Origin of the sequence: Streptomyces sp. NPDC006385 (assembly GCF_040612485.1) — a bacterium.
In the GTDB taxonomy this organism is placed as follows: Bacteria; Actinomycetota; Actinomycetes; order Streptomycetales; family Streptomycetaceae; genus Streptomyces.
Window position 1 is genome coordinate 71,131 of the sequence record NZ_JBEXQG010000037.1, and the last position, 12,188, is coordinate 83,318.

At 72.4% G+C, this 12,188-nt stretch carries 9 protein-coding genes and 1 pseudogene; 3 read left to right on the forward strand and 7 right to left on the reverse strand.

The window, feature by feature from the left end:
* Nucleotides 1–11: 11 nt before the first annotated feature.
* Complete coding sequence (locus tag ABZ078_RS25980) at nucleotides 12–818, forward strand: SDR family oxidoreductase (protein ID WP_356578933.1); 807 nt, start codon at nucleotides 12–14, stop codon at nucleotides 816–818.
* 30 nt (nucleotides 819–848) lie between these two features.
* On the opposite strand, the gene ABZ078_RS25985 is transcribed toward ABZ078_RS25980, so the two are convergent.
* The 6 genes and pseudogenes from ABZ078_RS25985 to ABZ078_RS26010 all read right to left on the reverse strand — a co-directional run bounded on the left by ABZ078_RS25985 (nucleotide 849) and on the right by ABZ078_RS26010 (nucleotide 7,773).
* Nucleotides 849–2,369, reverse strand: a complete 1,521-nt coding sequence (locus ABZ078_RS25985) for an SDR family NAD(P)-dependent oxidoreductase (RefSeq protein WP_356578935.1) — start codon at nucleotides 2,367–2,369, stop codon at nucleotides 849–851.
* 102 nt (nucleotides 2,370–2,471) lie between these two features.
* Nucleotides 2,472–3,809, reverse strand: coding sequence for a wax ester/triacylglycerol synthase family O-acyltransferase (locus tag ABZ078_RS25990; protein WP_356578937.1), 1,338 nt, complete (start codon nucleotides 3,807–3,809; stop codon nucleotides 2,472–2,474).
* A 145-nt stretch (nucleotides 3,810–3,954) separates the two neighbouring features.
* Nucleotides 3,955–4,532: pseudogene (locus ABZ078_RS25995) on the reverse strand (hypothetical protein); the annotation flags it as partial.
* A gap of 29 nt (nucleotides 4,533–4,561) precedes the next feature.
* Nucleotides 4,562–5,782, reverse strand: a complete 1,221-nt coding sequence (glgC, locus tag ABZ078_RS26000; protein ID WP_356578939.1) for a glucose-1-phosphate adenylyltransferase — start codon at nucleotides 5,780–5,782, stop codon at nucleotides 4,562–4,564.
* 51 nt (nucleotides 5,783–5,833) lie between these two features.
* On the reverse strand, nucleotides 5,834–6,994 hold the full coding sequence (gene glgA, locus ABZ078_RS26005; RefSeq protein WP_356578941.1) for a glycogen synthase: 1,161 nt from the start codon (nucleotides 6,992–6,994) through the stop codon (nucleotides 5,834–5,836).
* A 41-nt stretch (nucleotides 6,995–7,035) separates the two neighbouring features.
* Nucleotides 7,036–7,773 carry a (2Fe-2S)-binding protein gene (locus ABZ078_RS26010; RefSeq protein ID WP_356578943.1) on the reverse strand — a complete coding sequence of 246 codons (738 nt, stop codon included), beginning with the start codon at nucleotides 7,771–7,773 and terminating at the stop codon, nucleotides 7,036–7,038.
* 227 nt (nucleotides 7,774–8,000) lie between these two features.
* Here ABZ078_RS26010 and ABZ078_RS26015 point away from each other — a divergent pair, with 227 nt between their 5' ends.
* Complete coding sequence (locus tag ABZ078_RS26015; RefSeq protein WP_356578945.1) at nucleotides 8,001–9,149, forward strand: DMT family transporter; 1,149 nt, start codon at nucleotides 8,001–8,003, stop codon at nucleotides 9,147–9,149.
* Here ABZ078_RS26015 and ABZ078_RS26020 read toward each other — a convergent pair.
* Nucleotides 9,139–10,317 carry a transglycosylase family protein gene (locus tag ABZ078_RS26020; RefSeq protein ID WP_356578947.1) on the reverse strand — a complete coding sequence of 393 codons (1,179 nt, stop codon included), beginning with the start codon at nucleotides 10,315–10,317 and terminating at the stop codon, nucleotides 9,139–9,141. The two genes, ABZ078_RS26015 and ABZ078_RS26020, sit on opposite strands and share 11 nt — an antisense overlap.
* Nucleotides 10,318–10,611: 294 nt before the next feature.
* Between ABZ078_RS26020 and gndA the strand changes: the two genes are divergently transcribed.
* The gene (gene gndA, locus ABZ078_RS26025; RefSeq protein ID WP_356578949.1) at nucleotides 10,612–12,051 is read left to right on the forward strand and encodes an NADP-dependent phosphogluconate dehydrogenase; all 1,440 of its coding nucleotides are present in this window, start codon (nucleotides 10,612–10,614) and stop codon (nucleotides 12,049–12,051) included.
* The last annotated feature ends 137 nt before the right edge of the window (nucleotides 12,052–12,188 follow it).

Consider the following 12,188-nt stretch of genomic DNA (forward strand, 5'->3'; position numbering starts at 1 on the left):
ACCGTACGGCGATGACGTCGTTGTACGGACTTCAGGGCAGCGCCGCCGTCGTCACGGGCGCCACGCGCGGCATCGGGCACGCGGTCGCCCGGCGGCTGGCCGCCGCCGGAGCGCGGGTGTGCGTGACCGCGCGGGACGCCGACGAAGTGCGGCGGACGGCCGCCGAGCTGGGTGGCGTCGGGGCGGCGGGCAGCGTGGCCGACCCGGAGCATCTGCGGGAGGTAGTCGACCTCACTGTGCGCGAGTTCGGCCGGATCGACATCCTCGTGAACAACGCGGCGACCAATCTGCCGTACGGCCCCCTCATGGACGTCGATCCGCCCGCCTGGCGTGAGGCGTTCACGGTGAACGTCGAGGCGCCGCTGCGGCTCGTGCAGTACGCCTGGCGGGCCTGGATGCGCGAGCACGGCGGCGCGGTGGTCAACGTCTGCACGGAGGGCGCGGGTCATGTCGGCCCCCACATCGGCGCGTACGGCACCAGCAAGGCCGCCCTCGCCCATCTGACCCAGCAGCTCGCGGGCGAGCTGGCCCCGAAGGTACGGGTCAACTCGGTCTCGCCCGGGCTGGTCCGCACCGAGATGGCCCGGTTCGTGTGGGAGCCCGGCGAGGAACAGGTCGCGGCCGGGCTGCCACTGGGGCGGATCGGGGAACCCGAGGACGTGGCGCGGGCGGTGGTGTGGCTGGCGTCGGACGCGGCGGAGTGGGTGACCGGGGCGGACCTGTTGGTGGACGGGGGGACGCGGGTGCGAGCGGCACGGCCGGCAACGGGATACGCGGTGCACGAGCGCCTGCAGTCGCGCGGTCCGACAGCCCCCTAGGGGCGCCGCGCGGACGCGACCAAGCGCTGCCTACCACTTACCCGGCGCGTAGTCCTTCATGAAGACCCCGTACAGGTCCTCCCCCGCCTCGCCCCGCACGATCGGGTCGTAGACCCGAGCCGCACCGTCCACCAGGTCGAGCGGCGCGTGGAACCCGGCCTCGGCCAGGCGCAGCTTGTCGTAGTGGGGGCGCTCGTCCGTGATCCAGCCGGTGTCGACGGAGGTCATGAGGATGCCGTCGGTCTGGAACATCTCCTGGGCGCTGGTGCGCGTGACCATGTTCATCGCGGCCTTGGCGGCGTTCGTGTTCGGGTGGCCCGCGCCCTTGTAGCCGCGGCCGAAGACGCCTTCCATCGCCGAGACGTTCACGACGTACGCGCGTCCGCTCGCCGCCTTCTTCGCGGCGTCGGCCATGACCGGCCGGAGCTTGCTGATCAGGATGAACGGCGCCGTGTAGTTGCACAGCTGGGTCTCCAGCAGCTCCACCGGGGAGATCTGCTCGATGGTCTGCACCCAGGTGTTGGTGTCGACGACGTCGGGGACGAGGCCGCCGGCGTCGATGGCGGTGCCGTCGAGGTGCCGCTCGACGCTGGCGTTGCCCGCGACCAGGGCGAGGTCGGCGACCTTCTGGGCGTCGAGGCCGCTGGTGCCGAGGGGCAGCGCGGCCAGGCCGTCGACCGCGCCGGAGTTGAAGGCGCCGATGACGTGGTGGGCGGGGAGCTCACCGGCGGGGAGCGGGGCGCTCTCGCCGTCGACCAGGGCGGCGTAGGCGGAGGGCAGGCGGCGCACGGTCTGCGTCGCGTTGTTGATCAGGATGTCCAGCGGGCCCGCCTCGGCGACCTGGTCGGCCAGGGCCACGGCCTGAGCCGGGTCGCGCAGGTCGATGCCGACGACCTCCAGGCGGTGCATCCAGTCCGCCGAGTCGTCCATCGCCTTGAAGCGGCGGATGGCGTCCTTCGGGAAGCGCGTGGTGATCGTCGTGTGCGCGCCGTCGCGCAGCAGCCTGAGCGCGATGTACATGCCGATCTTGGCGCGGCCGCCGGTGAGCAGGGCGCGCTTGCCGGCGAGGTCGGCGCGGGCGTCGCGCTTGGCGCGGTTCACGCGGGCGCAGTCGGGACAGAGCTGGTGGTAGAAGTAGTCGACCTCCACGTACCGGGTCTTGCAGGTGTAGCAGGAGCGCGGGCGCTGGAGTATCCCCGCGACCCTGCCCTCCTGCGTGGCCGACGACGGCAGCAGACCCTCGGTCTCGTCGTCGATGCGCTGGGCGGAACCGGTCGCCGTGGCCTCCGTGACCGCCTTGTCGTGGGCGGTCTTGGCGGCCCGGCGCTCCTGGCGGCGGCGCTGCTTGACGGTGCGGTAGACGCCGGCGGTGGCCCGGCGCACGGCGATCGCGTCCGGGTGGTCCACCTCGAGCTTGTCGAGTTCCTCGAGCACGCTGAGGCAGACGGCGAGCCGCTCGGGGTCGATGCCGGGGCCGTACTGGACCTCGTCACCGGGCTCGCGCACGACGTCGTCCGTGAGCGTCGCCGAGCCGTCCTCTGTCACCGTCATCGCCGCTGCCGTTCCCTGATCACCCGCGGCGCTCCGGTCGCGCCCGCTTTCGAACGGGGAATTCTACGGAGCGCCGGGCCGGTCCGCCAAAATCCGCCGGGGTCAAGGACCGCAGGCCGTGATGAGGGTCTCCACCTCCTCGGACACGGCCTCGGCGAGCACGTCGAGGTCCGGTACGGCCTTGGCGTCGGCGACGAGGCCGTAGTGGACGCGTCCGCGGTACGTCGAGATCGCGATCGCCAGGGACTGGCCGCGGGCCAGCGGGGCGAAGGGGTAGACCTCGGTGACGGCGTGGCCGCCGAGCTTCAGGGCGATGCCCGGCAGCGGCACGCTGGTGACCAGGATGTCGAACCAGAGCCGGGCGGCCTGGCCGACCAGCGGTCCGCCGAGCCGGTGGCCGAGCGCGGGGACGTGGTCGGCGAGCAGGGCGACGGCGCCCGCGCCCCGGTGGGGACCGGCGTCCTTGTTGCGGTCCATCGCCGTACGGACCGCGGCGAGGCGGCGCAGCGGGTCGGGGTCGTCGACCGGGAGCCGTATCAAATAGCCGGAGAGCCGGTTGCCCTGTGGGTGGGCGGTGCGCGGGCGGCGCCTGGAGACGGGGATCAGCGCGCGCGGCGCGACGCCCGCGCTGCCGTCTCCTCGCTCGTCGAGCCAGCGGCGCAGGGCGCCCGCGACGACCGCGATGAGGACGTCGTTGACCGTGCCGCCGACGGCCTTGCGGATCACGTGCACGTCGTCGATGTCGACGACGACCCCGGCGGTGCGGCGGGTGCCGCTCGGCTCGGCGGTCAGCGCGGACGACGAACGCACGCCCAGGGTGGAGACGGCGACGGAAGCGCCGATGTCGAGGGCCCGGCCCACGTCGGACAGGGTGCCGCGCAGCACGTCCGGCAGCTTGCGCACATCGGGCAGGCGACCAGCCCGGGGCTCCTCGGGGCGGGGCTTGCGGGCGGGCAGGTCCATGGGGTCCAGGACGGCGGCGGCCAGCGTCAGCGCCCGCAGTCCGTCGGCCAGGGCGTGGTGGAACTTGAACAGCACCGCGAACGACACACCGTCCTCGCCCGGCAGCACATGCGCCTCCCACGGCGGCCGGCCCCGCTCCAGGGGTCGCTCCATGAGCCGGCCCGCCGCCGCCTGGAAGTCGGCGGTCGGGGCGTGCAGCCGGACGTGGTCGAGCGGGTCGAAGTCGTCAGCGGGCTCGCGGGTGGCGCCGCCGAAGGAGAACGGCCGCAGCAGGCCCCGCGGCTGCCATGCGTCGCGGATGCGCATCCGCAGCCCCGGCACGGCGGCGGCGCGGGCGGCGAGCAGGTCGGCCGCGTGGGCGCCGGCGGTGGGCGAGTGCGCCGTGAACACGCCGAGCGCGCCGAGGTGCATGGGGTGTTCGGCGGACTCGATGTTCCAGAACGCCAGGTCGAGAGGTGCGAGCAGGTCAGAAGTCAATGGCTTGCCTCGCGTCGACGACGGGTGGATCAGCAGTCAATCGCCCTGGGGCGATTACGGTCAAGTACGATCAAGCTACGCTCAGTTAACAGCAGATTAAGTCCCGCCCCTCGCGAAAGGGGCGGGACTCATGGTGCATATGAGGTCACTCCAGCACAGGTTGCGGCGCCGGGCATCCCGTGGGTGTCACCCGGGAGGCGTCACGGATGAGTACCTCGTGCGCGGCTTCGAGCCGTGCCGCGTCCGGTTTCAGCACGGCGCGGTCGTAGGTCAGCAGCCCGTTCAGCTCACCCTCGACCTCCGAGACCTGCACCGACCAGGCGTGGCCGGGCACCGCGAGGCCGAGCCGGTCGGCCCAGTAGAGCCAGCGGTCCGGCTCGACCTTGATGTGCTTGGGGTCGTCGGGTGACCACAGAGGCGGGTCGGGGACGGTCAGAGTGCCGACGCCGAGGTCCGGCGTGAGCTTGAGCCCGTCCACATGGTCGGAGGCGACCGGCTCCAGCCACACCGGTTGCCAGATGCCGGAGGACGGGGTGTACCGGATGCCGCTCGGGTCCAGGCGCTGCTTTGCCGAGCGGGGGGGGTTCCCGCCGTTCGCCGCGTCGGTCGGGTCGCGCACGCCGACGCGGTGCCGTTGACGTACACCTCGGCCCGCCAGTCGACACCGCCGAAGTCCGGCTTCAGGCGCTTGCCGGAGCCGATACGCCAGTCGGCCGGCACCGATATGCGTCTGCTCTCGCTCCCCGGGGCCGCTACGAAACCAACTGCCCCTTCCCCAGCGCGATCACCCCGCCCTTGGAGACGGTGTACAAGTCCGCGTCCCGCTCCGGGTTGACGCCGATCGTCGCGCCCGGGGGTACCTCGACGTTCTTGTCCAGCACGGCTCCCCGCACCACCGCGCCCCGCCCTATGCGCACGTTGTCGTGCAGCACCGCCCCCTGCACCACGGCCCCCGGGTCGACCACCACGCCCGGCGAGAGCACGGACCGCGTGACCTGCCCACGGATCAGGCAGCCGGCGCTGACGATGGACTCGCCGGCGATGCCGCCCGCGTTGAAGCGGGCCGGGGAGAGCTGGTTGGAGTGCGTGTAGATGGGCCACTGGCGGTTGTAGAGGTTGAAGGCGGGACGCTCGGCGATGAGGTCCATGTGGGCGTCGTAGTAGGCGTCCAGGGTGCCGACGTCCCGCCAGTAGCCCCGGTCGCGGTTGGTCTCGCCGGGGACGTGGTTGGCGCTGAAGTCGTACAGCTGGGCCTCGCCCCGGTCGGTGAGCTGGGGCAGGATCGAACCACCCATGTCGTGCACGGAGTTCTCGTCCTCGGCGTCCCGCTGGAGCGCCTCGATGAGGGCCTTGGTGGTGAAGATGTAGTTGCCCATGGAGGCGAACACGCACCCCGGGTCGTCCGGGAGACCGGGCGGGTCGGCGGGCTTCTCCAGGAAGCGCTCCACGCTCTGGCCGTCCGAGCCGGGGCTGATCACGCCGAAGGACGACGACTCGCCCCGCGGGACGCGTATGCCCGCCACCGTGACGCCCGCGCCGCTCTCGATGTGCTGGGCGAGCATCTGGCGGGGGTCCATGCGGTACACGTGGTCGGCGCCGAACACCGCGACGTACTCGGGGCGTTCGTCGTAGACGAGGTTCAGGGACTGCAGGATGGCGTCCGCGCTGCCCAGGTACCAGCGCGGGCCGAGACGCTGCTGCGCCGGGACCGGTGTGACGTAGTTGCCGAGCAGGCTGGACATGCGCCACGTCGTCGTGATGTGCCGGTCCAGCGAGTGCGACTTGTACTGCGTGAGGACGCAGATGCGCAGGATGTCGGCGTTGACGAGGTTGGAGAGGACGAAGTCGACCAGGCGATACGTTCCTCCGAAGGTGACCGCGGGTTTCGCGCGGTCCGCGGTCAGGGGCATCAGGCGTTTGCCTTCTCCGCCCGCCAGTACGATTCCGAGCACCGAAGGTCCGCCACGACGCATGGCCGCTCCCCTCACCGTGGTTGATCCCAGCCTGCCCCTGTGCAGCGCGCGCTAAGCCTGTTTGAGGATCTCCTCGTAGAGCCGGACGGTCCGCCGCGCCACCGCGTCCCAGCCGAACTCCGCCACCGCGCGCTCCCGTCCGGCCTCGCCCATCCGGCGGGCGGTCTCCGGGTCGCCGATCACCGAGTCCAGGGCCCGCGCGAGTGCTGCCTCGAATGCCTCGAAGTCGTCGTCCAGCGGGACCAGCAGGCCCGTCTCGCCGTCGTCGACGACCTCGGGAATGCCGCCGACCCGTGAGGCCACGACGGGAGTTCCACAGGCCATCGCCTCCAGGTTGACGATGCCGAGGGGTTCGTACACCGAAGGGCAGGCGAACACGGCGGCGTGCGTGAGGAGTTGGATCACCTCCGGGCGCGGCAGCATCTGCGGGATCCAGTGCACGCCCTCGCGGACGCGGCTCAGCTCCTGGTAGAGGTCGCGGAACTCCTGGTCGATCTCGGGGGTGTCGGGGGCGCCGGCGCACAGCACGACCTGAGCGGCCGGGTCGATGTCCCGTACCGCGCGCAGCAGATGGGGCACACCCTTCTGGCGGGTGATGCGGCCGACGAACAGCACGTACGGGCGGTCGGCGTCGAGGCCGAAGCGGCGCAGGACGTCGGTGCCGTGGTCGGGCCGGTAGAGGGTGGTGTCGATGCCGTTGTGCACGACGTGGACCCGGTCCGGGTCCAGCGCCGGATAGCAGCCGAGGATGTCCTCGCGCATGGCCCCGGAGACGGCGACCACCGCGTCGGCCGCCTCGATCGCGGCGCGCTCGGCCCAGCTGGAGAGGGCGTATCCGCCGCCGAGCTGCTCGGCCTTCCAGGGGCGCAGGGGCTCCAGGGAATGGGCGGTCATCACATGCGGGATGCCGTACAGGAGCTTGCCGAGGTGGCCGGCGAGGTTGGCGTACCAGGTGTGCGAGTGGACGAGTTCACGGCCCTGGAGGCCCGCTGCCATGGCGAGGTCGACGGAGAAGGTGCGCAGCGCGTCGTTGGCGGTGTCGAGCGCGGACCAGGGGCGGTGGCGCTGCACGCCCACTCCGCGGCCCTCGCCCCAGCAGTGCACCTCCAGGTCGACGAGGTCCCGCAACTCCCGGGCGAGGAACTCGACATGGACACCCGCGCCGCCGTACACGTCCGGCGGGTACTCCCGGGTCAGCAGTCCCACTCGCACCCGGAACCCCCTGTGCTCGACGGCTGGTTGCCCTTTCATGGTCACTCAGACGGGGCGCGTGGGGAAGAGCGCGGGGGCCGTGGGAAGCAACAGTCACCACATACGCCGCCGCCCGGCACACGGTAGTAGAGGCAGCAGTTGCGACGCCGGAAGGCGGTTTCGGTGAGGGTGCCGGTGCCGGCGAGGAGGGGGTGGCCCAGGAGTTCGGCGGTCAGGGCGCGGGTGCGGGGGGCGGTGTCCGTACGGCCGTTCGCGTGCGCCCACCGGTCCAGTTGCCGGGCGGCGCCCGCGAGCGCGGACGCGGCGTTGCCCCACAGCAGGCCGGTGGCGACGCGGTACCGAGCGTGCAGGGCGGCGGTCAGCGGTTCGAGGTGGCCGTGCAGGACGACGTGCGCGAGGGTCGCCGGGTCCGCGGGCAGGGGGCGCACCTCGGTGAGCCGGAGGTCGTCGGGGGCGCCCGCGTCGGGGTCCCAGCGCAGCAGTCGGGGGTCGAGGTCGGGGATGCGGCCGTAGAGGGCGGCGCAGCCGAGCGTGACGGACCACAGCCGGGCCGCGAGCCCTTGCTGGGCCACGGAGGCGGCGATCCGCGCCTCGGGGGCGCGCAGGGCGTGCGCGACTTTCCGGACGCGGGACGTCAGGGCGCCGCCGGAGGCGTCCGACGGCTGTTCCGTGTACGCCTGCGCCAGGGTCGGCAGTGGTCGAAGGGCTTCCCCTGCCGTGCGGAGCACGAAGAAGCCGCCCAGCGGCCGGAGCGCGGCGAGAGAGGGGTCGAGGTCCACGAAGTGCAGTAGTACCAGGGCGCCTCGGGGTTCTCACCTGAGGGTCTCCCCCAGGGCCACCAGCCTTGGGGATGACGCCGCCGCCGTCGTACTCCATCGGCAGTACGACACAGTGCGTGCTCTGGTACGACGACGGGAAGTCCTTTTCGAGGCATCGTGTCGGTCATGAGAGCCGACCGATCGCCGCACCGGGGTCACCGCCCCCGCCTCCCGCAGAGGAGCAGCTCATGAGCGCCCTCGCGTTGTCCGTGCTCCTGTCGCTCGTCTCCGCCGTCGCGTACGCGGGCGGGGCGATCGTGCAGGAGCGTGTCGCGGTGTCCACCCCGGGTCGGCAGTTCGCGCCGATGCGCCGGCCGGGCTGGTGGGCGGCGGTCGCGCTGAACGGCCTCGGCGGTCTGCTGCACGTGGTGGCGCTGGCCTTCGGTCCGCTGAGTCTGGTGCAGCCGCTCGGCGCGCTGACGATCGTGTTCGCGCTGCCGATGGCGGCGCTGTTCGTGGGCCGCGGGGCCGGGGCGACGGCCTGGCGGGGCGCGATCATGGCGACCGTGGGTCTCGCCGGACTGCTGTCCCTGGTCGGCGCCGCCGAGTCGCAGTCGCTGGCCACGGCGGAACGCGTGGTCGTGGCCGTGGTGACGGGCGGCATGGTCGTGGCGCTGATGGTCGCGGGCCGGGCGGCGCACCGGCATCCGGCGGTGCGCAGCACGCTGCTCGCGACGGCCGCCGGCATAGCCTTCGGCATGTCCTCGGTGTTCACGAAGATCGTCGCGGTCGACTGGAACGGCGGGGTGTCGGCGGCCGACCTGCCGGCCCTCGGCACGATAGGCGTCTTCGCCACGGCCGGTCTGCTGCTGTCCCAGGCCGCCTACCGGGGCGCGGGACTCGCGGCGCCGCTGGCCACGCTGACGGTCGTGAACCCGGTGGTGGCGGCCGCGGTCGGCATCACGCTGTTCGGCGAGACCTTCCGGTACGGCACCACCGGCACCGTGCTGGCCCTGGGCTGTGGCGTGGTGGCGGCGGGTGGCCTGATCCTGCTGACGACGGAGCGGATCGCGCGTACGGAGGCGGAGGCCACGGCGGCGCTGCCCGAGGCGCAGGCCGTGGCAGCCCTGCCCGGGGCGGAGCGGACCGCGGTGCGCGCCGGGGAGCTGCTGCCCGGGCTTCCGGAGCAGGCAGGAACGATCCGGCGCGAGGAGATCCTCGTACCGGACAGGATCGAGGGCATCCTCATTCCGGCCGAGGTCGCGGAGGGCGGGTACGAGGACGGCGGTCCGCAGCATCCCGAGGGCGAGCTCCGGAACCTCTACGGCCCCTTCTACGGCGGCCCGTACGTCCCGACGCCCGTCCTCGACCGGCACCGCACGCGGGTCAGATCCTGACGCCACCGGCCCGGAGGTACGCCACCGGGTCGATGTCCGCGCCGAAGCCGGGCCCCGTCCGCACCTCGAAGTGCAGATGCGGGCCCGAGCTGTTGCCCGTGGACCCCGAGCGGCCGATGCGCTGGCCGGCCCCCACCGACTGCCCGGTCTTCACGGAGATGGCCGAGAGGTGGGCGTACTGGGTGTAGCGGCCGTCGGTGTGCCGGATCACCACCTCGTAGCCGAAGGAGCCGCCCCACCCGGCGCTGACCACCTGACCTGCCGCGACGGACTTCACGGACGTACCGGTCGGGACGGGGAAGTCGACGCCGGTGTGGTAGCCCTTCGACCAGGAGGGACCGGCCTTGCGGTACGGCGTGCCGGCGGGAGCGCCGACCGGCGCGACCAGCGTGCGGCCGGTCGTCGTGGCCTGTTCCCGCTTCTCCGCCTGCCGTTCCGAAGAGGTCTTCCCGGGCGGGGACTTGGGGGTGGTGGAGGTCGTCCGGGACGCCGCCTCGTCCGCCGTGGTGGCGGCCTTGCCGCGCAGCGCCAGCCGCTGCCCCGGCAGGATCAGGTCGGGGTCCGATCCGATGGCCTTCCGGTTCGCGGCGTACAGGCCCCGCCAACCGCCCTTGACCTTCTGTGTCTCCGCGATCCCCGAGAGGGTGTCGCCCTGGACGACGGTGTACATCTCGGTCCTGCCCGCCCGCGACTGGGGCGTGGTCTGCGGCTGGACGTCCTGGACCGAGGTCTTCTTCGTCTTCCTCGTATTCGTCGTCGCGCCGGCGGGGTGAATGTCGGGTGTGTCCCCGCCCCGGGTCAGCCCGGCCCGTGCCGAGCACACCGGCCAGGCGTCGGGACCCTGCCCGTCCAGCACCTTCTCCGCCACGGCGATCTGCTGGTCCTTGGTGGCCAGGTCCGCCCGTCCCGCGTAGCGCGCGCCGCCGTACGCCTCCCACGTCGACTGGGCGAACTGGAGCCCGCCGTAGTAGCCGTTGCCGGTGTTGACGTGCCACCTGCTGCTCGACTCGCACGCGGCCACCTTGTTCCAGGTGTCCAGGTCGGCCGCCTGCGCGGCGCCGGTGCCGATGAACGGGAGCGCCATTCCGGCGCCGCCCGCGGTGACGGTGAGTGAGGCGCGGTTGATCCTGTTCGGCTGGTACCGGCGGTGCCGGCCGCGTACGGCCATGTCGGAGCCCCCCAATGACATGCGTCAGGAGGGGCAAAAGTAAGCGCTGCGAACAGGCCATGACAAGACAGCGATTCAGCCGCCTGTTCACGCCAAGTGGCGGGGAACCGGCGGGCGTTGTCCGCCACCCGGTACGGCTGAGTGCGGTGGGGCCTTCCGTGCGTATCTGCCTGCGCGACATCGCGCCACCCCGGATGTGCGGTCGGAGTACCGGCACGTCAGGATGGACGGTGGGGCACCACTGGCGGGCATGACCGGCACCGCTGATATATCGAGGTCACTAGGAGCCAACGCATGAGCACTTCGGCGCAGATCGGCGTCACGGGTCTGGCGGTCATGGGCCGCAACCTCGCCCGCAACTTCGCCCGCAACGGCTACACGGTCGCGGTGCACAACCGGACGCCGGCGCGTATGCGCGCGCTGGTGGAGGAGTTCGGGAGCGAGGGCGAGTTCGTCGCGGCCGAGACCGCGAAGGAGTTCGTGGCGGCGCTGGAGCGCCCTCGGCGGCTGGTCATCATGGTGAAGGCCGGTGAGCCGACCGACGCGGTGATCCAGGAGTTCGCGCCGCTGCTCGAGCCCGGCGACATGATCATCGACGGCGGCAACGCGCACTTCGCGGACACCCGGCGCCGGGAGCGGGAGCTGCGCGAGCAGGGCATCCACTTCGTCGGCATGGGCGTCTCCGGCGGCGAGGAGGGCGCGCTGCACGGGCCGAGCATCATGCCGGGCGGCCCGCGGGAGTCGTACGACTCGCTGGGCCCGATGCTGGAGAAGATCTCGGCGAAGGCGGCGGACGGCGCGCCCTGCGTGACCCATGTGGGACCGGACGGCGCCGGGCACTTCGTGAAGATGGTGCACAACGGCATCGAGTACGCCGACATGCAGCTCATCGGCGAGGCGTACCAGTTGCTGCGCGATGTCGCCGGGTACGAGCCGGCGCAGATCGCGGAGATCTTCCGGACCTGGAACACCGGCCGTCTGGACTCCTACCTGATCGAGATCACGGCCGAGGTGCTGTCGCACGTGGACGCGGCGACGGGCAAGCCGTTCGTGGACGTGGTGGTCGACCAGGCCGAGCAGAAGGGCACGGGGCGGTGGACCGTGCAGATCGCGCTGGACCTGGGTGTGCCGGTGTCCGGGATCGCGGAGGCGGTCTTCGCCCGCTCCCTGTCCGGGCACGCGGCGCTGCGGGCCGCTTCGCGGGGGCTGGCGGGACCGAAGGCGTCGCCGCTGAGCGCGTCGGAGGCCGGGGCGTTCGCCGACCGGGTGGAGCAGGCGCTGTACGCGTCGAAGATCGTGTCGTACACGCAGGGCTTCCACGAGATCGACGCGGCGCGCGCGGAGTACGACTGGGACATCGACCTGGGCCGGGTCGCCTCGATCTGGCGCGGCGGGTGCATCATCCGCGCGGCGTTCCTGGACCGCATCCGCGCGGCGTACGACGCCCGGCCCGACCTGCCGAGTCTCCTCTCGGACGAGACGTTCGCGCAGGAGATCGCGGCCGCGCAGGACGACTGGCGTGAGGTGCTGATCGCGGCGACCCGGCAGGGCGTACCGACGCCGGGCTTCGCGGCGGCCCTCGCGTACTACGACGCCCTGCGTGCCGAGCGGCTGCCCGCGGCGCTCACGCAGGGACAGCGGGACTTCTTCGGGGCGCACACGTATCGGCGGACCGACCGGGAGGGCTCGTTCCACACGCTGTGGGGTGGGGACCGGTCGGAGGTGTCCGCCTAGTAACCCGGGCGGGGCGGGTCGTATCGCGGTCGTACGCGGGTGCGGCCTCGTGTACACGGGTGCGGCCTTGCGGGGGCTGGTCGCGCAGTTCCCCGCGCCCCTGGAGCGGCGTTGCGGTGGGCGGCGTTTTCAGCCGC

Excerpts from the sequence above, each read along its gene's own strand:
- gndA (WP_356578949.1), top strand. The coding sequence starts at position 10,612 with ATGAGCACTTCGGCGCAGATCGGCGTCACGGGTCTGGCGGTCATGGGC.
- ABZ078_RS26020 (WP_356578947.1), bottom strand. The coding sequence starts at position 10,317 with ATGGCCGTACGCGGCCGGCACCGCCGGTACCAGCCGAACAGGATCAAC.
- glgC (WP_356578939.1), bottom strand. The coding sequence starts at position 5,782 with ATGCGTCGTGGCGGACCTTCGGTGCTCGGAATCGTACTGGCGGGCGGA.
- ABZ078_RS25980 (WP_356578933.1), top strand. The coding sequence starts at position 12 with ATGACGTCGTTGTACGGACTTCAGGGCAGCGCCGCCGTCGTCACGGGC.
- ABZ078_RS26015 (WP_356578945.1), top strand. The coding sequence starts at position 8,001 with ATGAGCGCCCTCGCGTTGTCCGTGCTCCTGTCGCTCGTCTCCGCCGTC.
- ABZ078_RS25985 (WP_356578935.1), bottom strand. The coding sequence starts at position 2,369 with ATGACGGTGACAGAGGACGGCTCGGCGACGCTCACGGACGACGTCGTG.